The 23128-nt window shown below is 64.7% G+C and carries 22 protein-coding genes; 13 read left to right on the forward strand and 9 right to left on the reverse strand.

Going from position 1 to position 23128, the window contains the following annotated elements; genetic code table 11:
• Positions 1-176: 176 nt before the first annotated feature.
• Positions 177-1178 (forward strand): ornithine cyclodeaminase family protein, encoded by a 1002-nt coding sequence (locus BRAGE_RS0125125; protein ID WP_027558432.1) that lies wholly within the window; start codon positions 177-179, stop codon positions 1176-1178.
• Complete coding sequence (locus BRAGE_RS49200; protein WP_051378007.1) at positions 1175-2014, forward strand: phosphate/phosphite/phosphonate ABC transporter substrate-binding protein; 840 nt, start codon at positions 1175-1177, stop codon at positions 2012-2014. The genes BRAGE_RS0125125 and BRAGE_RS49200 overlap by 4 nt, the downstream gene beginning before the upstream one ends.
• 12 nt (positions 2015-2026) lie before the next feature.
• On the opposite strand, the gene BRAGE_RS0125135 is transcribed toward BRAGE_RS49200, so the two are convergent.
• The 5 genes from BRAGE_RS0125135 to BRAGE_RS0125150 all read right to left on the reverse strand — a co-directional run bounded on the left by BRAGE_RS0125135 (position 2027) and on the right by BRAGE_RS0125150 (position 6608).
• Positions 2027-3067 (reverse strand): ABC transporter substrate-binding protein, encoded by a 1041-nt coding sequence (locus BRAGE_RS0125135; protein ID WP_027558430.1) that lies wholly within the window; start codon positions 3065-3067, stop codon positions 2027-2029.
• A 17-nt stretch (positions 3068-3084) separates the two neighbouring features.
• The gene (locus BRAGE_RS49205; RefSeq protein ID WP_051378009.1) at positions 3085-3927 is read right to left on the reverse strand and encodes an ABC transporter permease; all 843 of its coding nucleotides are present in this window, start codon (positions 3925-3927) and stop codon (positions 3085-3087) included.
• A 13-nt stretch (positions 3928-3940) separates the two neighbouring features.
• Entirely contained in the window at positions 3941-4720 is a 780-nt protein-coding gene (locus BRAGE_RS49210) for an ABC transporter ATP-binding protein (protein ID WP_159073921.1), read from the reverse strand.
• Between the two features lie 245 nt (positions 4721-4965).
• Positions 4966-5319 carry a UBP-type zinc finger domain-containing protein gene (locus BRAGE_RS53005; RefSeq protein ID WP_084334227.1) on the reverse strand — a complete coding sequence of 118 codons (354 nt, stop codon included), beginning with the start codon at positions 5317-5319 and terminating at the stop codon, positions 4966-4968.
• A gap of 227 nt (positions 5320-5546) precedes the next feature.
• Complete coding sequence (locus tag BRAGE_RS0125150) at positions 5547-6608, reverse strand: isocitrate/isopropylmalate dehydrogenase family protein (RefSeq protein WP_027558428.1); 1062 nt, start codon at positions 6606-6608, stop codon at positions 5547-5549.
• A gap of 171 nt (positions 6609-6779) precedes the next feature.
• Here BRAGE_RS0125150 and BRAGE_RS0125155 point away from each other — a divergent pair, with 171 nt between their 5' ends.
• Positions 6780-8168 (forward strand): MFS transporter, encoded by a 1389-nt coding sequence (locus tag BRAGE_RS0125155; protein ID WP_027558427.1) that lies wholly within the window; start codon positions 6780-6782, stop codon positions 8166-8168.
• 4 nt (positions 8169-8172) lie between these two features.
• Here BRAGE_RS0125155 and BRAGE_RS0125160 read toward each other — a convergent pair whose 3' ends face one another.
• The gene (locus BRAGE_RS0125160; protein ID WP_027558426.1) at positions 8173-9795 is read right to left on the reverse strand and encodes a B12-binding domain-containing radical SAM protein; all 1623 of its coding nucleotides are present in this window, start codon (positions 9793-9795) and stop codon (positions 8173-8175) included.
• Positions 9796-10108: 313 nt separating this feature from the next.
• On the opposite strand from BRAGE_RS0125160, the gene BRAGE_RS0125165 reads away from it, so the two are divergent.
• From BRAGE_RS0125165 to BRAGE_RS0125210, 10 genes are all read left to right on the forward strand, one after another.
• On the forward strand, positions 10109-10558 hold the full coding sequence (locus tag BRAGE_RS0125165) for a (2Fe-2S)-binding protein (protein ID WP_027558425.1): 450 nt from the start codon (positions 10109-10111) through the stop codon (positions 10556-10558).
• A 12-nt stretch (positions 10559-10570) separates the two neighbouring features.
• A complete protein-coding gene (locus BRAGE_RS0125170) occupies positions 10571-12757 on the forward strand; it encodes a xanthine dehydrogenase family protein molybdopterin-binding subunit (RefSeq protein WP_027558424.1) in 2187 nt (728 codons plus the stop codon).
• Between the two features lie 48 nt (positions 12758-12805).
• The gene (locus BRAGE_RS0125175) at positions 12806-14089 is read left to right on the forward strand and encodes an NAD(P)/FAD-dependent oxidoreductase (protein WP_027558423.1); all 1284 of its coding nucleotides are present in this window, start codon (positions 12806-12808) and stop codon (positions 14087-14089) included.
• A 204-nt stretch (positions 14090-14293) separates the two neighbouring features.
• Complete coding sequence (soxX, locus tag BRAGE_RS0125180) at positions 14294-14719, forward strand: sulfur oxidation c-type cytochrome SoxX (protein ID WP_084334292.1); 426 nt, start codon at positions 14294-14296, stop codon at positions 14717-14719.
• A 4-nt stretch (positions 14720-14723) separates the two neighbouring features.
• Entirely contained in the window at positions 14724-15191 is a 468-nt protein-coding gene (locus BRAGE_RS0125185; protein WP_027558421.1) for a SoxY-related AACIE arm protein, read from the forward strand.
• Complete coding sequence (gene soxZ, locus BRAGE_RS0125190; protein WP_027558420.1) at positions 15191-15508, forward strand: thiosulfate oxidation carrier complex protein SoxZ; 318 nt, start codon at positions 15191-15193, stop codon at positions 15506-15508. The genes BRAGE_RS0125185 and soxZ overlap by 1 nt, the downstream gene beginning before the upstream one ends.
• Positions 15505-16284, forward strand: a complete 780-nt coding sequence (gene soxA / locus BRAGE_RS0125195) for a sulfur oxidation c-type cytochrome SoxA (protein ID WP_027558419.1) — start codon at positions 15505-15507, stop codon at positions 16282-16284. Before soxZ ends, soxA begins: the two co-directional genes overlap by 4 nt.
• A gap of 81 nt (positions 16285-16365) precedes the next feature.
• Positions 16366-17691, forward strand: coding sequence for an ABC transporter substrate-binding protein (locus BRAGE_RS0125200; RefSeq protein ID WP_027558418.1), 1326 nt, complete (start codon positions 16366-16368; stop codon positions 17689-17691).
• Entirely contained in the window at positions 17688-18626 is a 939-nt protein-coding gene (locus BRAGE_RS0125205; RefSeq protein WP_027558417.1) for a carbohydrate ABC transporter permease, read from the forward strand. Before BRAGE_RS0125200 ends, BRAGE_RS0125205 begins: the two co-directional genes overlap by 4 nt.
• Entirely contained in the window at positions 18623-19447 is an 825-nt protein-coding gene (locus BRAGE_RS0125210; protein WP_027558416.1) for a carbohydrate ABC transporter permease, read from the forward strand. The genes BRAGE_RS0125205 and BRAGE_RS0125210 overlap by 4 nt, the downstream gene beginning before the upstream one ends.
• On the opposite strand, the gene BRAGE_RS0125215 is transcribed toward BRAGE_RS0125210, so the two are convergent.
• From BRAGE_RS0125215 to BRAGE_RS0125225, 3 genes are all read right to left on the reverse strand, one after another.
• Positions 19448-21100: a hypothetical protein gene (locus BRAGE_RS0125215; RefSeq protein WP_027558415.1), complete on the reverse strand. Its 1653-nt coding sequence runs from the start codon at positions 21098-21100 to the stop codon at positions 19448-19450.
• 10 nt (positions 21101-21110) lie between these two features.
• A complete protein-coding gene (locus BRAGE_RS0125220) occupies positions 21111-21809 on the reverse strand; it encodes a cysteine hydrolase family protein (protein WP_027558414.1) in 699 nt (232 codons plus the stop codon).
• A gap of 330 nt (positions 21810-22139) precedes the next feature.
• Positions 22140-23096 (reverse strand): hypothetical protein, encoded by a 957-nt coding sequence (locus BRAGE_RS0125225; RefSeq protein WP_231164304.1) that lies wholly within the window; start codon positions 23094-23096, stop codon positions 22140-22142.
• Positions 23097-23128 lie beyond the last annotated feature (32 nt).

Raw genomic sequence — 23128 nt, forward strand, 5'->3', positions numbered from 1 at the left:
GGCCGCCCTGCACGCCTCGCAAAAGGCTTGTCGCGCGGGATCGGCGAGCACGGGATCACCCGTCAACGGCCTCCCTCCCGGCCGCATAGGTCGCTCCACGCCGTGTGCGTTGACAGCCCCCGCGGGCCCTTTAATGTCTAGACATATTCCGGAGCCGTCTTCTCGGGAGCCTCGCCATGCCGCCGATCTACATCGCCTATCTGAATCGCCTCGACATCGATGAGCTCAAGATCACCGACGAGGAGATCCTGGCCGCGATCGAGACTAGCCTGGCGGCGCAAGGCCGTGGCGACACGGTCATCGAACCGCGAGTCCATCTCGAACCGGGCGTGGCCAACGGTCATTTCAACGTGCTTCGCGGGGCGATCAAGGCGCCTATCGACAGGGCCGGTGTGAAGGTCGTCGGCGACTTCGTCGACAATTACAAGCTCGGCCTCCATTCGGAGCTGGGAATATTGACCCTGTTCGACCCGTCAAACGGTGCGCCGAAAGCGATCATGGACGCCAGCGGCATCACCGACATGCGCACAGGTGCGGTCACCGCGATCGGCGCCAAATATCTCGCCCGAAAGAACTCGAAAGTCCTGGGACATATCGGGGCGCGCGGCACCGCCTATTGGAACGTGCGATTGCTCGATCATCTCTTCGACTTCGACGAGATCCGGGTCCATTCGCGGCGAGAAGACAGCCGTAATGGCTTTGCCGAACGGCTCTCGCGCGATCTCGGAAAGAAGGTCATCGCAACCGCGGATTGGCAGTCCTGCCTCGAAGGCGCCGACATCGTCGTCGAGGCGTCCCGTCTCGACAAACCGGCGCCCATGCTCAAGACCGAATGGATCAAGAAGGGCGCCTTCGTCGTCCCCTATGGCACGATGAGCGCGATCGAGCTCTCACTGACCGATATCATGGCCAAGCTCGTGGTCGACGATTGGGGGCAGTGCAAAGGGGGCAAGTTCGGCAGCCTCCGCGCGCACGTCGAGGCCGGCAAGCTGTCCGAGAAGACGCTGCACGCCGAGCTTGGACAGATCGTCGCCGGGCTGAAACCTGGCCGCGAAAGCGACGCGGAGACCAATCTGCTCTGGCATCGCGGGCTTTCGCTCTCCGACATCGCACTGGGTCATGCCATGCTGGAGAAGGCCGAGCGTCTCGGCATCGGCCAACGTCTGCGGTTTGCATGACTGGCGGCGCACGGCCGTCCACGCTGTACTACGTCGCGAACGCGCGGATGTATTCGGGCGTGCCTGCAGCGGCTGCGGCCTGGACCGAGTTGTTCGACTGGCTGGCGCGCGAGAGCGGGATTGCCCTTGACGTCATCGATCATGCATTCCCGCTACCGCTGTCCGATCTGTGGGCGCGCAGGGACCTCGGTGCCGCCTTCATGTGCGGATTTCCGTTCATGCTCGCGGCCGACCGCCCCCGGCCTGTCGCCGCGCCTGTTCCATTCGGCGCGCTCTACGGCGGGATGCCGGTGTATGCGACGCGCCTTGTCGTCCGTGCCGACTCCCGATTTCGATCGCTTGAAGACACGTTCGGCGGCCGGCTTGGCTTCACCGTCCCGGACTCGCATTCGGGTTACAACGCCCTGCGCCACCATCTCTTGCCGCATTATCGACAACGCGGTGCGAACCTTTATCGCGAAAGCGTCGGGCCCCTCACGACACCAGGCCGGGTCATCAGGGCGCTTCTCGACGATGAGATCGACGTTGGTCCGCTCGACAGCTATGCGCTGGATTTGATGCTGCGCCACGATCCGCTACTCGACTCGCAGATCCGCATCGTCGCGACCACCGACCTTGCGCCGATCCCCTTTCTGGTCGCGGCAGGCGGGTGCCCCGACGACGTTATCGCCGCACTGCAGACGGCGCTTTGGGGCTTTGCAGCGGTTCCCGCCTGCGCATCCCTCCGCGAGCGACTCTGCCTCGACGCCTTCGCTGCCGTCGACCTTGCCAGCTACGAGCTCACGTTGCGCTGGGATGCCGAAGCGCGCGCCGCCGGTTATGCGCAACCAGGCTAGGCGCCGCCTGCTCTATTTGGCCTTCGCCGCGTCCACGAAGCTGTTGGTCCACAAATCGTCCTTGGTCGCCGCGGCGTCGAATTCCTTGCCGAAATTGTTGCCTACCTCCTTGTTGAAGGTCAGCGCGTTCTTCATGCCGTCGACGTCGATCGCGCCGCGGCCCGCCACACCGCTGCTCATGCTCTTGACCGCCGAGGCGATCGCCTGCGGATCGGCCTTGGCGAAGAACTGCTTCTGGATCGCGTCAGCCGTCTCGGCTGGCTTGTCGAGCACGGCTGCGCTTGCCGCCTGCATCGCATTGACCGTCTTCTGGATCAGTTCGGAGGCGCCAGGGCTGATCGGCTTCTTTGCGACCAGGACGAGATAGGGTTGCTTGGCGAGAAGCGGGAATTCATCGCCCATCGAGACGAGCACGAGGCCAGTACCCGCCTTCTCCGCAAGAAATCCCTCGGGCGGAGAAAGAACGAAGGCATCGATGCGCTTGGCCTCGAGCGCCGCCTGGATCGCGATGGGGCTGCCGACCTGCGCCACCTTGATATCGTTTTTCGCATCGAGCCCGCCTTGACCGGCGAGCCAGCGCGCCGCGGCCTCCTGTGCGCCGGCGAGCGCGGTCGCGCCGAACGTCGCGCCCTTCAGGGCGGCCAGCCGCTTCGGCAGGGGATCGGTCGGCTTCACGCCGGCGCGTTCGAGGAAGTCCTTGGACACGACGAGTTGCAGCGTCACTTTCGACATCAACGAATAGACGATCTCGAACGGCTGGCCCTTGGCCACCGCACGCAGCATCGAATCCGGACCGACTGCGGCCAGATCGATATCACCCGCATCGAGCGCCGCGAGTGCGGACGCATCGCCGCCGGGCAACGCGGCGATCGTGGCGGTGAGGCCTTGCGGCTTGAACGTGTCGAGCGCGCGCCCCGACCAGACCGGGAGGAAGCTTAACGTCGGGGCTCCCAATCCGATGCGAACCGCCTGCTGGGCTTCGGCGAGGCTGGGCAGCAAGGCGATTGCCGCGGCGACCGTGGCCGCCCTCGCCCATTTCATCGTGACGCGCATGGATCAATTCTCCCGATTCAAGCGTCGATCGGGCCTGAACCCGACAATGTTCGCCAGCGCAGAAGGCGACGCTCGATCGCGCCGGCAACGAGGTTTGCAAAAGTAACGAAGCCGAGCAGGATGACGATCCCCGCGAAAACGCCGGCAGGATCGTAGGTCGACGACGCCTCATGGATGAACAGGCCGAGCCCCTGCATCGACGATGTGAACTCGCCGACGATGACACCAATGACGCTGTAAGGAATCGCCAGCCGCATGCCGAGCATGACGAACGGGGCGGCGGCGGGCAGGAAGACGTGATAGGTCAGCTGGCGCTGGTTGGCACCCATCACCAGCGTGAGATTGACGAGCTCGCGATCGACGCTGCGGACGCCGGCGAACACGTTGTAGAAGACCAGGAAAAACACCATGATCGAGGCAAGCGCGACCTTCGATCCGATGCCGATGCCGAACCAGATGATGAACAGCGGTGCCAGCGCGATCTTGGGAACCCCGTAGAAGGCCATCACATAGGGCTCGAATATCCGGGCAAGCCGCGGCGAGCGACCAAGCGCGTAACCGGCGAAAACACCGCCTGAGACGCCGATAACGTAACCGAGCACGAGCTCCTGCCCGGTGATCCATAGATGCGGATAGATTTCGCCGGAGGCGAACAACTCGTACAGGCGCGCGGCAACCGCCGTCGGCTTGCTGACGTAGATCTCCTTGATCAACCGCCCCGAGGCCCACTGCCAGCAAACCAGAAGTGCGATACCCGGCAGGAGCTTCGCAAGCCATTGCAAAGCTTTCGCACCGATCAAGCCCGGTCCGCCGCCCGCACGCGTTGACGCGATCGAAGACCGGGATGCAGCTTCGCTCATGCCTGCTGCTCGCTCAATGGATCTGTCCGGCTTGAAGCTGGGAACGAAATTCGGTCCAGACGGCGTCGTAGGCGGCATCGAAGCTGGGGTTCTTGAACGGCTCGAACATGTTGCGCGGCCGGGGCAGGCTGATCTCGATATTGGCGAGCAGCCGTGAGGGCCTCTGGCTCAGCACGACGACGTTATCGGCGAGCAGCACGGCTTCGGTAATGTCATGGGTGACGAATATGACGGTGGCGCCGGCTTCCATAGACAGGGTCTGGAGATCGCTTTGCATCACCATACGGGTCTGGGCATCGAGAGCGCCAAACGGCTCGTCCATCAGGATCACGTCGGGGCGATAGACCAGCGTGCGCGCGATCGATCCGCGCTTCTGCATGCCGCCGGAGAGTTGGCTCGGATAATGCTGCTCGAACCCCGTCAGGCCAACAGACCGAAGGACATCGTCAACCCGTTTTTGCCGTTCGTGCGCGGGGACGCCGCGGAGCACCAGCGGCAACTCGACGTTTTCGGCAAGAGTCTTCCAGGGCAACAGCTGCGCCTGCTGCGGCACGAAGCCCACCTCGGTATTGACCGACGTGACCTTGCGGCCACGGTGATGGACCGTCCCGCGCGTTGGAAAGAGCAGGCCGGCGGCCATCTGGAGCAGCGTGCTTTTCCCGCAGCCGCTCGGTCCGATCACCGCGATGAACTTGCCGCGGGCGGCCTCGAAGCTGATCCCGTCCAGCACACGGATCTGCGTTCGCTGCCCCGGCGACGGAAAGTCCTGTCCTATCCCGTCGAACACGAGCACGCGATCATCCATGCCGATCAACCTTCAACGAACATGTCTATACATATTCCAAGCCGTCGAAATGGGCAAGCCAAGGCCCATGGCGAGAATTTGGGCTTCATGGGTCGAATGAGAGGCAGGTGCGGACGGCGAGATCGCTGCCGCGGCGCACCGACGTTGCGGCCCCGGCATGAATGATCGCGTGAGCCGACCGGTCTGGGCCGACAAGTTTCAGGACACCCGCCGATAGCTAAAAGAGCTACGGCCTAGTCATGGAGCAGCGTTTGCCAGTCTGGAGGCACCGCCCCCGCCGGCCCGGGCACCGGCTGATCCAGCGGACGGGAGAGCGGGCCTGGTAGCTTCGGACCGGCGAAAGCCTCACCCGTGCGATAGTCGTAAAACCATCGTTCGCCCGGCTCGAAGCTCGTGATGATCGGGTGACCTGTTGCTGCGTTGTGTTTCGATGCATGCTGATTGGGTGACGCATCACAACAGCCGATGTGACCGCACTCGACACATCTGCGAAGATGGAACCACCACCCGCCCGCAGCCGAGCATTCCACGCAGCCCGTTCCGCTCGGCCTGGCGGCGGGGTTGATGCCATCCGTCTCAGACTTCATAGGTTCAACCCACTCCAAGTGCGCGCCGTCGCCGCGAACGCATTCACGCCGCGATCCGCGACGATCACATCCTGCCGGTGTTTTGCCCGACGTGTCAACGTGACCGCAGTCACGCACGTCGTCGCGGCACGCCCGAAAATCCCGTGTCGATCAAGGGCCCTCTACTGTGCATGGGGTTGTTTTCGATTTTTTGTTTTGAACCCCGACAAAAAACGCGAAGAAGCCCCTCACTCCGCCTGCAGGATCTCCGCGATCGCAGCGCCTGCCGCGATCGTGCCGAGCTTGCCGCCGACGTCACGCGTCGCCCTGCCCTCGCGAAGCGCCTTCGCCACCGCAGCCTCGATCGCACGCGCCGCTTCTTCATAGCGGGCGGCGCCGCTCCTCTCGCCGTGCCAGGCCAGCAGCAGCGCGGTCGACAGGATCAGGGAGACCGGATTGGCGACGTCCTGCCCCGCGATGTCGGGCGCCGAGCCGTGCGCGGCCTGCGCCATCGCGTAGCGGTCGCCGACATTGAGCGAGCCGCCGAGGCCGAGGCTGCCGGAGAGTTCGGCGGTGAGATCGGACAGGATGTCGCCGAACATGTTGGTGGAGACGATCACGTCGAAGCGGTCGGGGCTCCGCACCACATGCGCCATCATGGCGTCAACCAGGATGTCGTCGACTTCAAGGCCGGGATAGGTCTTGGCCGCTGCGCGGCAGATGTCGAGGAACATGCCGTCGCCGATCTTGAGCACATTGGCCTTGTGCACGATGGTGAGATGTTTGCGTCGCTTCATCGCCAGGCGGCAGGCGGCGTGCGCGATGCGCTCGCAGCAGAGCCGCGTGATCCGGCGCAGCGAGATCACGACGTCAGGCGTGACCAGCATCTCGCCATTGCCCTGCTCCATGTTGCGGTCGGCGTAAAACCCCTCGGTGTTCTCGCGCACCACGACGAGGTCGAAATCACCGATGCGGCCCGGCCGCCCCGCATAGGTGCGCGCCGGCCTGACATTGGCGTAGAGGTCGAGGCTCTTGCGGAAGTAGCGTGAAGGGTTGATCTCGCCATGCGCCTCGTCCTTGAAGTCGAAGGTCGCGGTCGGGCCCAGGATCAGGCCATCGGCGGCGCGGACGATGTCGAGCAGCTCGGGGCGCACGGTGGTGCCTGATAGCTTCAGGCTGGCATGGCCGACCGCGTGCTCCTCGAGCCGCAGATCGAGCTGGAAGCGTTCGGAGGCCGCGCGCAGCACGCCCGATGTCGCGGTCGTGATCTCGGGCCCGATGCCGTCACCCGGCAGAACGACGATTTGCATGGCGTTTCCCCAAAATTGCAGTCACGGCGCGATCATACGCCGGCACGAGGCGACATCGCCTGACCTTCGCGCATACACAGCATGCAAGCATATGCCTGTGGAAGGCGGCTTCGGCGTAGTACATGCCAAAAGTCCCTTTTGGCCACGCCGCCGGAGCAACGCGCTGACGCAATGACAATCACGTTACCTGCCGCAGCGCGCGAACCCGACCATCCCATTGCCGACGGCCTTCCGGTCACGCAGCGGCGCTGGGCGATTGCCGCGATCTTCACCGCGCTGGCGATGGCCTCGCTCGACACCGCGATCGCTAATATCGCCCTGCCCGCCATTGCCGCCGATCTGCATGTCACGCCGGAGCAGTCGGTCTGGGTGGTCAACGTCTACCAGATCGCGCTGGTGGCGACGCTGCTGCCGCTCGGGGCGCTCGGCGAGATCGTCGGGCACCAGCGCATCTATCTCGGCGGCCTGGTCCTGTTCACCATCGCCTCGCTGCTCTGCGCGGTGGCGTGGTCGCTCGATAGCCTCTTGGTCGCACGCACGCTGCAGGGCCTCGGCGCCAGCGGCATCATGAGCGTCAACACGGCGCTGGTGCGCTTCGTTTATCCCGGGCGGATGCAGGGCCGCGGCTTCGGCCACAACGCGCTGGTGGTCGCGACCGCCTTCACCTTCGGACCGTCGATCGCCTCCGCCATCCTCGCGGTCGGCCCATGGCCGTGGCTTTTCGCCGTCAACATCCCATTCGGCCTCGTTGCGATCGGCATCGGCTTTGCGATGCTGCCGAAGACGCCGCGGGCCGATCACGGCTTCGACTTCCTCGGCGCGCTTCTCGCCGCCGCATGCCTCGGCCTGTTCATCACCGGCGTCGGCAGCGCCGCGCACAATCTGTCGCCGGTTGTCGTCGGCATCGAACTGGTCGCGGCCATCGCGCTCGGCTTCATCCTGACCCGCCGCCATGCCGATCATCCGGCGCCGATGCTGCCGATCGACCTGTTCGGCCGGCCGATGTTCGCGCTGTCGGCGGCGACGGCCGTTTGCTCCTTCGCTGTGCAGGGCCTCGCCTTCGTCTCGCTGCCGTTCTATTTCGAGGACGTGCTGGGACGTTCGCAGGTCGAGACCGGCTTCTTCATGACGCCGTGGCCGCTGGTGGTCGGCATCATGGCGCCGATTGCGGGACGCCTGTCCGACCGCCATCCGGTCGGCCTATTGGGCGGCATCGGCCTCGTGCTGCTCGGCCTCGGCATGGCGCTGCTCGCGCTGCTTCCGGCGAGCCCGAGCATCCCCGATATTGTCTGGCGCATCATGATCTGCGGCATGGGGTTTGGCTTCTTCCAGGCGCCGAACATGAAGGCGCTGATGGGAAGCGCGCCGCCGCATCGCAGCGGCAGCGCCTCCGGTATCGTCGCTACCGCGCGCCTGACCGGACAGACGACCGGCGCCGCACTCGCCGCGGCCTGCTTTGCCATGGCCGGACATAACGGTGCGACAGTGGCGCTGGCGCTCGGCGCCGGCTTTGCCGCGCTCGGCAGCGTCATGAGCTTCTTGCGGCTGGCGGTGAAGTAAGCCTCTAAGCCAGGTGCCGGGCAGCCGTCGCGTCGATCGCCGCGGCCGCCGCGACGACGGGCTCGTCGTCGAGCGCGGCGAGGCGCCCGTCGATCGCCTCGATGACCTTGCGCGAGAACGGGCCGAGATGGGCATAGGCCGCGATCAACTGCACCGCGATGCGCGCCGATGAGGTGTCGCGCTTGGCGCAGTTCATGAAGGTCTCCCACAGCGGCCCGCGCGCCTCCGGAAGCGCGGTGACCACGCGGTGCACCGTCTCCATCGCCCCGACCTTCGCGCGGATGTCGCCTTCCGCGAGCTCATGGCGCTGCCTCGAACGGTCGAGCAGCGTCATCAGGCGGTCGACACGCCGCGCATACGCCGCCGGGCTGTAGATGTGCTCCAGAACCCGCTTGTAGTCCGTCAGGATGTCGCGCAATGGGCGGACCGGATCGAAGTTGATGCCGGCCGTGCACTGATCGGCACCGATGGTCGGCGCTATATCGTGACCCGGATGCAGCCGGCCTTCGCGCTCCAGTCGGCGCGTGAGCTGCGTGTTCGGCAAGGCGTAGAGCAGGCCGACCATGGCGACCGGGATCGCGGCTTCCTCGATGAAGTCGATCATCGCCTCCGCCATCGAGACCTTCTCGTTGTCGAAGCCGACGATGAAGCCGGCGGTGACCAGGATGCCGGCGGCGTAGATCTTGTGGATGCTCTCGGCGATGTTGCGCCGCGTGTTCTGCTTCTTGCGCATCGCGACCAGCGTCGCGGGATCCGGGCTCTCGATGCCGACGAAGATACCGAAGAAGTTTGCGGCTCCCATCAGCTCCAGCAATTCAGGGTCATCGGCGAGATTGACCGATGCCTCAGTCGACAGTTCGAAGGGATAGCCGTGCGCGCGCTGCCATTCAGCGAGTTGCGGCAGGAACTGCCGCAGCGACTTCTTGTTGCCGATGAAATTGTCGTCGACGAAGTCGAGATGACCGCGGTAGCCCATGTTGTAGAGCGTCTCGAGCTCGACGAACATCTGCTCGGTCGTCTTGGTCCTGGGCACGCGTCCGTAGAGCTCGATGATGTCGCAGAACTCGCAGGTGAACGGACAGCCGCGCGAATATTGCACACCGATATAGAGATAGTCCTCGAACTTCAGGAGGTCGAAGCGCGGCACCGGCGTCTTTGTCACGTCGGCCTGGAATTTCGGCGCGGTGAAGACACCGGATCGGGCCCCGCTTTGCCAGGCCGCGATGAACTCGTCGATGATGCCCTCGGCCTCGCCGAGCACCCGGAAGTCGGCATTCTCGTAGATGTGGGGGCTGGAGGTCGGATCGGGGCCGCCGACGACCACCGGCTTGCCGGCCGCGCGGCACATCTCGATCAGGCGCAGCGTGTCGGCCTGCTGCGGCAGCATGCCGCCGGTGAAGACGACGTCGGCCCAGGCGAAATCGTCATCGCTGAAAGCTTGCGTGTTGCAATCGATCAGCCGGACGCTCCAGTCCTTGGGCAACATCGCCGCGACCGTGATCAGGCCAAGGGGGGCTGCCGGGCGCCGGACGCCCATCAATTTGCAGGACTCGCCAAAACTCCAGAACGACTCCGCGGTGAAGAGCGGATAGAGCATCAGCACGTTACAGGGGCTCGGCACGTCGATGGCACTCCTTTTGAGTCGGCGCAGTGTAGCAAAGCGCTCTCATCTTGCACCCCGACAAAAGGACCAAACTGTGGTCGTTGCATGCAAGGGAACCTGCAAACGTCGCCCCAAGCGGGGGCCTTGGCGCTCCGGGAAAGGTCGTTCAGCCCGCCCAGCCGGGGCGAGGCAAAACACCGCGGGTGCCCCAATCTTCCCGCAGCCGCGAGAATCTTCAATAGCTGCCCCTCGGACTATTGATTTGAAGAGTTCCAAATTGCCGGACACATTGCGCCCCTGAGTCCAATCGGTGGATTGGGCCAATCAGGGGACTGCGATGGCAAACCTAACAATCAACGGAAAAACCTTCACGCTCGACGTCGAGCCGGATACCCCGCTGCTCTGGGCGATCCGCGAGAATGCCGGCCTGACCGGCACCAAATATGGTTGCGGCATTGCACAATGCGGCGCCTGCACGGTTCACATGGACGGCGTCGCCACCCGCTCCTGCGGCATTTCGGTCGCCGAGGCCGAGGGCAAGAAGATCACCACGATCGAGGGGCTCGCCTCCGGCGCCACGCTGCACAAGGTGCAGGAGGCCTGGATCGCCCAGGACGTGCCGCAGTGCGGCTATTGCCAGAGCGGCATGATCATGGCCGTGGCGGCGCTGCTGAACGAGAAGCCGAAGCCGACCGACGCAGACATCGACGAGGCCATCACCAATATCTGCCGCTGCGGCACCTTCCAGCAGGTGCGCGAGGCGATCCACACGATCGCAAGCGCGTAAGGGAGCCGCCCCATGAACAAGCACGTCTCTCCCAAGATGAACCGCCGTGCCTTCGTCATCGGCACCGCCGCTGTCGGCGCCGGCCTCGCAATCGGCCTCGATCTCCCGTTCGGCGGCCCCACTGTGGTCCGCGCGGCCGATGGCTCGCCGGAGGTCAACGCCTGGGTCGTGGTCCGGCCCGACGACACCGTCGTGATCCGCATCGCCCGCTCCGAGATGGGCCAGGGCTCGCTGACCGGCCTTGCCCAGCTCGTCGCCGAGGAGCTCGAATGCGACTGGACCAAGGTCACCACCGAATATCCGACGCCCGGCCAGAGCGTCGCCCGCAAGCGCGTCTGGGGCGATTTCTCGACCGGCGGCAGCCGGGGCATCCGCTCCTCGCAGGACTATGTCCGCAAGGGCGGCGCCACCGCGCGCGTAATGCTGATCGAGGCCGCCGCCAATGAGTGGAAAGTGCCGGCCTCCGAATGCACGGTCGCCAACGGCGTCATCACCCATACGCCATCAGGCAAAACCACGACCTACGGCAAGGTCGCCGAAGCCGCCGCGAAGCTGACGCCGCCCGCCGACGTCAAGCTGAAGGATCCGAAGGACTGGAGGCTGGTCGGCAAGGGCGTGAAGCGGCTCGACACCGCCGACAAGACCAATGGCACCATGATCTACGGCATCGACGTCAAGCTACCGGGCATGCTGAACGCCGCGATCAAGGACTGTCCGGTGTTCGGCGGCAAGCTGAAGAGCTACGACGAGGCCAAGGTCGCCGGCATGAAAGGCGTCAAGAAGGTCGTCAGGGTCGGCGATACCGCAGTGGCGATCGTGGCCGACACCTGGTGGCACGCCAAGACTGCGCTGGAAGCGCTGCCGATCGTCTGGGACGAAGGCGACAATGCAAAAGTCTCCAGCGAGTCCATCGCAAAGTGGCTGGCCGAAGGCCTGAACAACGATCAGCCAGCCTATGTCGGCAACAAGAACGGCGACGCGAAAGCCGCGATCGCCGGCGCGGCCAAGAAGGTCGAGGCCGTCTACTCCTATCCCTACCAGAACCACGCCACCATGGAGCCGATGAACGCCACCGCGCTCTACACGGCGGACAAGTGCGAGGTCTGGTGCGGCACCCAGAACGGCGAAGCCGCCTTTGCGGCCGTGCTGGAGGCCTCCGGCCTGCCGGCGGAGAAGTGCGACGTGCACAAGGTGATGCCGGGCGGCGGCTTCGGCCGGCGCGGCCAGACCGACTATGTCCGCCAGGCGGTCATGGTCGCCAAGCAGATGCCGGGCACGCCGATCAAGCTTTTGTGGTCGCGCGAAGAGGACATGGCGCACGGCCGGTATCACCCGATCACCCAGTGCAAGATGACCGGCGCGTTCGATGCCAACAACAATCTGGTCGCGCTGCACTACCGCCTGTCCGGCCAGTCGATCCTGTTCTCGCTGCGCCCTGAAGCGCTGCAGAACGGCATGGACCCGGCCGCATTCCAGGGCGTCGCCCAGTCCGGCGAGGCCGCGTTCGGCTATTCGGTGCCGAACCTCTTGATCGAGCATGCGATGCGCAACCCGCACGTTCCGCCCGGCTTCTGGCGCGGCGTCAACGTCAATCACAATGCGATCTACATGGAATGCTTCATGGACGAGCTGGCCCAGGCCGCAGGCCAGGACCCGCTCGAATTCCGCCGCAAGCTGATGGGCAATCATCCCAAGCATCTGGCGGTGCTCAATGCCGTCGCCGAGAAGATCGGCTGGACCACGCCGGCGCCGCAAGGCGTCTATCGCGGCATCGCGCAGGTGATGGGCTATGGCAGCTATGTCGCCGGCGCCGCCGAGATCTCGGTGACCGACGGCAGCAAGATCAAGGTGCATCGCATCGTCGCCTCCACCGATCCCGGCTACGTCGTCAATCCGGCGCAGGTGGAGCGGCAGATCGCGGGCTCCTTCGTCTATGGCCTCTCCGCGCTGTTCTACGGCGGCTGCACCGTCAAGGACGGCAAGATCGAGCAAACCAACTTCGACACCTACAATTCGATGCGCATCAACGAGATGCCGAAGGTGGAATCGGTGATGGTGCCGAGCGGCGGGTTCTGGGGTGGCGTCGGCGAGCCGACCATCGGCGTTGCGGCACCCGCAGTGCTCAACGCCTATTTCGCCGCGACGGGCAAGCGGGTCCGCTCGTTCCCGCTGCGCGACCAGAACATCACCTTCGCTTAAAGCAACATGCTGCGGCGGCAAGAGATGGCCGCCGCAGCCCTTTTTCAGATGCCCCTGATGACCACGCGCCCGGTGACACGGCGCAATGCCGTGTTCGGCATCACCATGGCGGCCGCGACGCTGGCGCGGCCATCGATCTTGCGCGCGCAATCCACGGCACGCGTCGTCGTGGTCGGCGGCGGCTTCGGCGGCGCCGCTTGCGCCCGCGCGCTGAAGCGTGCGCAGGACAATTTGCAGATCATCCTGATCGAGCCGAACGCGGTCTTCACCTCCTGTCCCTTCAGCAACGAAGTGATCGCCGGCCTGCGCGAGATCGAGGCGCAGCAGTTCGGCTACGACAAGCTGGCCGCCGAGGGCGTCACCGTGATCGGCCAGGCCGTGACCGCGATCGACCCGGCGCGGCGCAGCGTCATGACGAGCGATGGTGTGGCGCTGCCGTATGATCGTCTCGTGCTCTCACCTGGCATCGACTTCCATTTCGAAGCCCTGCCCGGCTACGACGACGCCGCATCGGAAAAGATGCCACACGCCTGGAAGGCCGGCGCACAGACGCTGCTGCTGCGCAGGCAATTGGAAGCGATGGAGGACGGCGGCACGGTTGCCATCGCGGTCCCCGCCAATCCCTCGCGCTGTCCGCCGGCGCCCTACGAGCGCGCCAGCCTGATCGCGCACTATTTGAAGACGAAGAAGCCACGCTCGAAAGTGCTGGTCCTCGACGCCAAGGACAGTTTCTCCCAGCAGCGGCTGTTCGAGAAGGCGTGGAAGGAGCTCTACGGCGACATGATCGAGCGCATCGCGCTGTCGCAAGGCGGCCGCGTCACCTCGGTCGATGCCGCGACCAAAACCATCGTCACCGAATTCGGCAATTACACGCCCGATGTCGCCAACGTCATCCCGCCGCAGCGCGCCAGCCGTATTGCCGAGATCGCGGGCGTTACAGATGCCACCGGCTGGTGCCCGATCGATCCTGTCACCTTCGAGTCAAAACTCGTCAAGAACATGCACGTCATCGGCGACGCCTGCCTTGGCGGCGGCATCCCCAAATCGGCATCGGCCGCGAGCGCGCAGGGCAAGGCCTGCGCCGCGGCGATTGTCGCTTTGCTTGCAGGTCGCGCACCGGAGGCGCCACGGCTGACTGGCGTCTGCTACAACACCGTCGCGCCCGGTTACGGTTTTTCGCTCGCGGGCAACTACCAGCCGAGAGGCGAGATCTTTGCCGAAGTCGAAGGCGGCGCGACGAGCCCGGTCGATGCACCGCGCGAGCTTCGCGCTCGCGAGGCCGCGGACGCGGAGCGCTGGTTTCAAACCATCACGGCGGACACCTTTGGCTAGGGCATGATGAGACCAAGCCGACGCCACGACCACAATGCGCCCCCTCCCCCGCCTGCAGGGGAGGGTTGGGGAGAGGGTGTCTCCACCCGCGAGGACCCCCAAGAGGAGAAAGCCCTCACCCGCGCCTTCGGCGCGACCTCTCCCGCAAGCGGGAGAGGTAAGAGGAGCGCGCGGCGATCTTGGCCGCACCATCGAGCACTTGCGATTGCAGCGTTGATCCTGGCGGGCTTCACCTCGCCCTGCCGAGCGGACGAGCTTGCGCCCTACAAAATCACCGGCGACGGCATCGCGGAATCCCTCACCGGCACTCCCGGCGATGCCGCACGCGGTCGCGCGCTGGTGCTGGCGCGCACGACGACCTGCATCCTCTGCCATTCCGGTCCCTTCCCCGAAACCCGCTTCCAAGGCGACCTCGCGCCTGATCTCTCCGGCGCCGGGAACCGCTGGACGGCGAGCCAGTTGCGGCTTCGTCTGGTCGATGCGGCGCGCTTCAACCCGGAGACCATCATGCCGTCCTATTACCGCAACGATGGCCTCATCCGCGTCGGGCGCAATTTCGCCGGCAAGCCGATCTTGTCGGCTGCGGAGTTCGAGGACATCGTGGCCTTTCTTGCAACGCTACGGGACTAGCTTCATGGCGACCACGCGACGACAATTTTTGAATCTTGCCGGAGGCCTGACAGTCGCCGGGACGATCCCGATCGTCACGCTGCGGCCGCTCGAGGCAACGCCAGCGATGCTCAGCGCCGCGATCCGCAACGTCGTCGGCGAGGCATCAATTCGCACTGGCAAGGTCAAGCTCGACATTCCCCCGCTGGTCGAGAACGGCAACACGGTGCCGATGACGGTGAGTGTCGCAAGCCCGATGACGGCGACCGACTACGTCAAGAGCATCCACGTCTTCAACGAGAAGAACCCGCAGCCGAACATCGGCAATTTCTATCTCAACCCCTCCTCCGGCCGCGCCCAGGTCTCGACCCGCATCCGCCTCGCCGACACCCAGAAGGTGGTCGCGATCGCGCGCCTGTCCGACGACACCTTCTGGCAGGTCGCGGCGGACGTCGTCGTGACGCTGGCCGCCTGCACCGAGGAGCTGAACTGATGGCCGCGCTCATCAACGTTCCCGCGAAGGCCAAACGCGGCGACATCATCGAGATCCGCACTCTGACCTCGCACATCATGGAAACCGGCTTCCGCCACACCGCCGACGGCGCGCTGGTACCGCGCGACATCATCACCAGCTTCACCTGCCGCTACAACGGCACCGAGGTCTTTCGCGCCGACCTGTTTCCGGCGATCGCCGCCAATCCGTATCTGTCCTTCTTCACCGTCGTGAAGGAGAGCGGCAAGTTCGAGTTCGAATGGATCGGCGACAACGGCTATTCGTCCACAGCATCGGCATCGATCACCGTCGAATGAGATTTTGGCGCGCGATAGCGGCGGCGATATTGCTCGCCGCGGCCCCTGCCCTGCTCGCCGGTGAAATCCCGCCCGATGCGCGCCGGTCCGGCTATGCGTTCATGGGGCCCGACACGCGCGCCATGCAGGATGACGACACGTCCAATCCCGGCATGCTGTTCGTGCTCGACGGTGAGGCGCTGTGGGGCAAGAAGACCGGCAGCGCCGACAAGTCCTGTGCCGATTGCCACGGCGATGCGCGAAACAGCATGAAAGGCGTCGCGGCGCGCTATCCCGCGCTCGATCAAACGCTCGGCCGTCCCGTTACGCTGGACCAGCGCATCAATCTCTGCCGCGCCAATCATCAGCAGGCGACGGCGCTCCCTTACGAGAGTCGCGACCTGCTGGCACTATCCGCCTTCGTCGCCCACCAGTCGCGCGGCGTCGCGATCACCGCCGGTGACGATCCGCAACTCAAGCCGTTCGTCGCACAGGGCCGCGATCTCTTCATGCAGCGCGAGGGCCAGCTCAACCTCGCCTGCACCAATTGCCACGATGACAATTTCGACAAGCGCCTCGCTGGATCACCGATCACGCAGGGACAGCCGACCGGCTATCCGCTCTACCGTCTGGAATGGCAGACGCTGGGATCTCTGGAGCGTCGCTTGCGCAGCTGCATGACCGGCGTCCGCGCCCAGGCCTATGATTACGGCGCACCGGAACTGGTCGCGCTCGAGCTTTACCTGATGTCGCGGGCGCGCGGCCTGCCGATGGAGACGCCCGCCGTGCGCCCCTGAGGCGCCAGATTAGGACTAGGCAGGCGTGGCACGGCCGCTAGTATCGCTCCCAAAGAAAATGACAGAGAGGGAGGGACTAAATTGGCCAACCACAATATCTCGCGCCGCACGCTGTTGAAGGGCACCGCCGCGGCCGGCGCGCTCAGCCTGACCGGGCTGCCCGCCCGCGCCGAGGTCAACTGGAAGAAATATGCCGGGACCAAGCTGGAGGTGATCCTCGCCAAGGGTCCGCGCGGCGACAACCTGCAAAAGAACATCAAGGAGTTCACCGAACTCACCGGCATCCAGGTGGAATCCGAGCAGATCCCCGAGCAGCAGCAGCGGCAGAAGGTCGTGATCGAGCTCACCTCGGGCCGGCCGAGCTTCGACGTGGTGCATCTTAGCTATCACGTCCAGAAGCGTCAGTTCGAGAAAGCCGGCTGGCTCGCCGACATGACGCCGTTCATGAAGGATCCGACGCTGACCGCGCCCGATCTTGTCGAGAGCGATTTCTCGGCCGCCGGCCTGCAATACGCCAAGAACGACAAGGGCCAGATGCTGTCGCTGCCCTGGTCGGTCGATTACTTCATCCTCTACTACAACAAGGAGCTGTTCCAGAAGAAGGGCGTCGCCGTCCCCAAAACCCTCGACGAGATGGTCGCGGCGGCCGAAAAACTGACCGATACCAAGGAAGGCACCTACGGCTTCGTCGGTCGCGGCCTGCGCAACGCCAACATGACGTTGTGGACCAATTTCTTCCTCAACTTTGGCGGCGAATTCCTCGATGCCAAGGGTAACATCCTGACCGACGGCCCCGAGGCGGTCGCCGCGACAAAGCTCTATCAGACGCTGCTGACCAAGGTCGCGCCGCCCGGCGTCGCCGGCTTCAACTGGATGGAGTCGATGGCCTCGTTCACGCAAGGACGATCTGCGATGTGGATAGACGGCGTCGGCTGGGCGCCGCCGCTGGAGGATCCCGCCGCCTCGCGCGTCGTCGGCAAGGTCGGCTACACCGTCGTGCCCGCCGGACCGAAGGGGCAGTATTCGGCCACTTACGGCGACGGCATCGGCATCGCCGCTGCGAGCAAGAACAAGGAAGCTGCCTATCTGCTCTGCCAGTGGGTGGTCTCGAAGCAGCAGGGCGCGCGGCTGCTGCAGGCCGGCGGCGGCGTGCCGTTCCGCAACTCGATCCTGAACGATCCCGAGATCCAGCAGGGCGTGAAGATGCCCAAGGAGTGGCTGCAATCGGTGATCGATTCCGCCAAGATCAGCAAACTCGGCCTGCCCGTCGTCATCCCCGTTGCGGAATTCCGCGACATCGTCGGCGCAGCGCTCACGGCGACGCTGTCCGGGGCCGATCCCGCGACTGAACTGAAGAAAGCCAACGATCAGTACCGGCCGATCCTGGAGCGCAGCGAAAAAGCGTGAGTGCGTTGACACAATCGACTCCGGCCGCGGCTTCGACCGAGGCCGCGCCGGAGAAGGGGTTGCGGCCGCCGTCCTACTGGCCGTTCGTGGTGCCGGCGCTTGTCGTCGTGCTGGCCATCATCATCTTCCCGTGGGTCTTCACCATCTGGATGAGCCTGAACGAATGGAAGGTCGGCTCGCCGACCACCTTCGTCGGGCTGTCGAACTATCTGCGGCTGACCAGCGATCCCCGCTTCATCGAGGCGATCGGACACACCATGGTCTACACCGCGCTGTCGGTCCTGCTACCGCTGGTGCTGGGGACGTTTGCAGCCGTGGTGTTTCACCAGAGGTTCGCCGGCCGCGGATTCCTGCGTGGCGTGTTCATCATGCCGATGATGGCGACACCCGTCGCGATCGCGCTGGTCTGGACCATGATGTTCCACCCGCAGCTCGGCGTGCTGAACTACCTGCTGTCGCTGGTTGGAATTCCGGCGCAACTCTGGGTCTTTCACCCCGCGACCGTCATTCCCTCGCTGGTGCTGGTCGAGACCTGGCAATGGACGCCGCTGGTGATGCTGATCGTGCTCGGCGGCCTGGCCGCAATCCCGACCGAGCCCTATGAGAGCGCGCAGATCGACGGCGCCAACTTCTGGCAGGTGTTCCGCTTCATCACGCTGCCGCTGATCATGCCGTTTCTGTTCATTGCTGGCATGATCCGCATGATCGACGCGGTCAAGAGCTTCGACATCATCTTCGCGATCACGCAAGGCGGACCCGGCTCGGCATCGGAGACGATCAACATCTATCTCTATAGCGTCGCCTTCACCTATTACGACCTCGGCTACGGATCTGCGATCGCGGTCGTGTTCTTCCTGCTGATCGTCCTGCTTGCGGCGGTGATGCTCTACGCCCGCCAGCGCATGCTGTGGACCGAAATCGCGAGCGGCGCATGAACTTTCGTCAGCTCATCGGCAGGATCGGCTTGTGGCTTTCGGTGTTCGTCATCGTATCGCCGGCTATCCTGTTCTTCCTCTGGATGCTCTCGTTGTCACTCAAATTCGAGGTCGATAACGCCGCCTATCCGCCGGTGTTCTTTCCTGATCGCATCGCCTGGAAGAACTACGCCGACGTGCTCGCCTCCAACCGCTTCCTGACCTATTTCATCAACAGCCTGATCGTGACGGGCAGCGCGACGTTGCTGGCGCTGATCGTCGGCGTGCCCGCCGGCTACGGCATCGCACGCATGGCCGCGCATAAATCCGCGATCGTGATCCTGATCGCCCGCATCACGCCGGGACTGTCCTACCTGATCCCGCTGTTCCTGCTGTTCCAGTGGCTCGGCCTGCTCGGCACGCTGGTGCCGCAAATCATCATCCATCTTGTCGTCACGGTGCCGATCGTGATCTGGATCATGATCGGCTATTTCGAGACCACACCGATGGAGCTGGAGGAAGCCGCCCTGATCGACGGTGCCGGCCGCTGGCAGGTGTTTCGGCACGTGGCGCTGCCGATTGCGAGGCCCGGCATCGCTGTGGCCTTCATCCTCGCAGTGATCTTCTCCTGGAACAATTTCGTGTTCGGCATCGTGCTGGCGGGGCGTGAGACGCGCACCCTGCCCGTCGCGGTCTACAACATGATCTCGTTCGATCAACTGAGCTGGGGCCCGCTGGCCGCGGCCGCCCTGATCGTGACGTTTCCAGTGCTGCTGCTGACGGTGATGGCCCAGCGACAGATCGTCGCCGGGCTCACCGCGGGTGCCGTCAAGGGCGGGTAGCTACTCCGCCGGCGCGGCGTGCATCTCCGGATGCGCGGCGTAGCGCTCGCTGGTGCCGAGCTTGCTGGCCGCGAACAGGCCGGCCGACATCACGGCATAGGCGAGTGCGACCGCCGGCGTCACGCCAAAGCCGCCACCGATGCCGACGGCTTCGCCATGCATGAAGCCGAAGTAGGTCAGGATCGCACCGACCAGCGCGAAGGCGGAGGCCCTCTCGAAATCGCGCTCGATGATGAAGACACCGATCGCACCCAGGATGAGACCGCCGAGGATGGAGCCGCCGCCCATCACCTCCAGGCCGTGATAGAATACGCCCTGCTGCGGCAGCGCGGCGATCGCGGCAGCCTTGACCGCGTCGGCCTTGTCGGCGGCCATTCCGCCGACCGTCGCCGCAGCCGTCATGGTCGAGCCAAGCATGGTGTCAATCTGGAGCTTGGCCCAGGCGGCGAGATGCGGGGTCAACGCCAGCACGATCGCGGGCGCGTGCTTGACCGGTGTGGTCTGGAACGCCTGCGCGCCGATGAGCATGCCGATATAGAGCAGGATCGGCGAGATCGCGACGACCGGCACCAGCGCCAGCAGCACCGAGATGATGCCGAACCAGGCCAGCACCACGACCATGATACCGGTCGCAGCGGAATAGCCGATGCGGCCACCCATCGCCTTCCAGCCGGGATGGCCGATATAGACCGCGTTGATGAAGGGATTGCCCATCAGGCAGCCGATCAGGCTGACGATGCCGTCGGCAGTCAGCACGCGCGTGGTCGGATATTCGTCGCCGGCCGCTTCCGCGCTTTCGACATTGTCCATGGCCTCGACGAGGTCGTAGATGCCAAACGGAATGGCGGTGACCAGGATGATGCCGAGGAATTCGAAGCCGGAGAAGACGTAGCCCACGGCCGGGATCGGCACCGAGAAGCCGAAGTTCGCGAAAGCGGCTCCAACACCCGCGATGCTCAATCCGCCGAGGCCGAGCCCGAACAGGTTGGAGCCCCAGGCGATGATCATGCCGGCCGCGATGGCGACGAGGCCCGCGGGAATGCCGCGCCAGTATTTCACGCCGCCGAACCAGCTCACCAGGATGATGGCGAAGCAGACCAGACCGATCTGCGGCGTCATGTACATCTCCAGCGCAGGCCGCATCGAGATGAAGGTGACGGAGACTCCGGCAAGCGTGCCGAGCAGCGCCGCACGCGGCGTGATTTTTCGAATGAATGGGGCAACGAAGCCACCGATCATAAGAATAAAACTCTGGAAGAACACCCAGACGAGGCCGGCCGACCAGCCCTTGAGCGGATCGCCCGTCTTCAGCGTGATCGGCAGCATGATCACGAAGGTGACGATGAACATGTGCGGCACGCTGACGCCCGAGGGCAGCGCGCAAACGTCGCTGCGGCCGGTCTTCTGTGCCAGGCGATAGGCGAGGAATGCGTAGTAGAAGGTGGAGAGGCACATCATCAGCCCGAGCGCAGGCAGGATGCGGCCGAACACGAGGCTGTCAGGCATCTTCAAGACGAAGCGCAGCAGGCCCGTGAGCACCAGCATGTTGACGAGGATGTTGGTGCCGAAGCCGAAAAATGCGTTCCAGTCGCCCGATGTCCATAGTGCCGGTTTGAAGCTGGACTTGCCGGCCGTCCCCGTCAATGTGCTCATGAAAATACCCCTATGTGCTCGAAGTCTTCATTGCCTCCAGAACTGCGGCCGAGTCCGTGACCCAGCCGAAGATGCCGCCCTGGGCCTTGATCATCTTCAGGCCCATCTCGTGAAACTCGGGGAAGTAGGACGCGCAGCCGTCGGCGATGACGACGCAGCGATAGCCGCGGTCATTGGCCTCGCGCACGGTGGTATTGACGCACACCTCAGTCGTGACACCGCACACGAGCAAATTCTCGATGCCGTATTTCTCCAGCACGTCGGTGAGCTCGGTGGCGTAGAACGCGCCCTTGCCGGGCTTGTCGATCACGACCTCGCTGTCGAGCGGATAGAGCTCGGGGATGATGTCGTGGCCGACCTCGCCGCGAATGAGAATGCGCCCCATCGGGCCGGGATCGCCGATGCGCAAGGACGGGGCGCCGCGCTCGACCTTCGCCGGCGGCGCATCGGAAAGGTCAGGCAGATGGCCCTCGCGGGTGTGGATCACCAGCATGCCGCTCTCGCGCGCAGCCTTCAGCACCGCGCCGATCGGCTTTACCGCGCGCGCAAGCTGGCTGACGTCATTGCCGAGCGTCTCACCGAAGCCGCCGGGCTCCATGAAGTCGCGCTGCATGTCGATGATAAGGAGCGCGGTGGCGGCCCAGTCGAGCTTGATCGGCTCGGGCTCGGCCCTGATGACGCCCAGTGTCGATTTGCTTGAGTTCAACATGACGCCCCCGCGAGAACTCTCTTTACGGAGAGTTCTGCAAGCGCCGTGCCATTGTGTACAATTGCGATGGGGCGTGGGACGTGAGGGAATTCGTTGTGCGGTCAGAAGGTTACGGCGGCGATCGACGGCTGCTTATTCCCTGTGCGACGGCTTTGCGACGTGCATTTGCTTAAAGGATGAGCGGCGCACGACGCACTCTCCGCCGTCATTCCGGGGCGACGCGCCAGCGTCGAGCCCGGAATCCATCGGGCCGCAGTACGCGAGGTGAAATGGATTCCGGGTTCGCGCTACGCGCGCCCCGGAATGACGGCGGAGAGTGTGTGACGACGCCTAGCGCCTACCGCCCACCCCATACAGCTGCCGATACTCATTCTCATACGGCGCATACGAATCCTTCAGCGTTGCCATGTTGAGCAACATCGTGGCGACCATCGTGCCCGCTCTGTCGAACACGCGCGTCTTCGCCCAGGCGCTCTCGGTGCGGCGGCTGCCGGAGAGCGCGACCACCTCGCGCTCGACCTCATACTCTTCGTCGACGAAGAGCGGGCCTTTCACCAGGCGGATCTCCTGATCGGCGAACAGGCCGACCGCCGGGCCCTTGGCCGGCAGCGGATCCTCTTTGGAGCGGTACTGGAACAGCACACTCAGCATCTCCATCGGAATGATGGGCCTCCGCCACGGATTATCGGCGGTCGCGTAGTAAGGCGAGTTCTCGGTGATGACGGCGAGCTTCTGCCGCAGCGAAAACGGATAGAGGTCGCCCATGTTCTGGTCGAACGCCATCCGCACAGTCTGCCGCTTGCTGGTCTGCGCCACCTTCACATCGCGCAGGATCACGGGATCGGTCAGCGGCTTGAGCTCGCCAAGGCGCGTCTCCAGCGCAGTCTGGGCGTGCGGCTCACCTAGCGAGGCCGTGCCGCGCAGCACCTCGGCGCCGTCGCGCTTCACCATCTGGATCTCGCATTGGCGCGTTCCCGGCAGCGGCTTCGACAGGATCGCCTGCACCTCCTCACCCTCGTAGCAGACGCTGCGGTAATGCGCTGAGATGCAGCCGGTCTCGAACCAGGCGCGTCCCCACAGCCGCGCACCGAGCGGAGCGAACTGGCTGAAATGGGTCGGGCCCTCGATGGTGCCGCCCTTGAAGCCGAGCTTCTGCGCGGTGGCGTCGTCGTGGATCGAGGCATGCGCGTCGTAGGTCTGCGCCTGCAGCATCTGGCGCGGCTGGCGCCACGGGCCGGTCAGGGCCTCGGCCGTCTCGGTGATCTCGGTGTCGAATGCGTCAGCCATAGTGCTCTCCATTGGCAGCCATGACTAGCAGG

Origin of the sequence: Bradyrhizobium genosp. SA-4 str. CB756 (assembly GCF_000473125.1) — a bacterium.
Taxonomy (GTDB): domain Bacteria; phylum Pseudomonadota; class Alphaproteobacteria; order Rhizobiales; family Xanthobacteraceae; genus Bradyrhizobium; species Bradyrhizobium arachidis.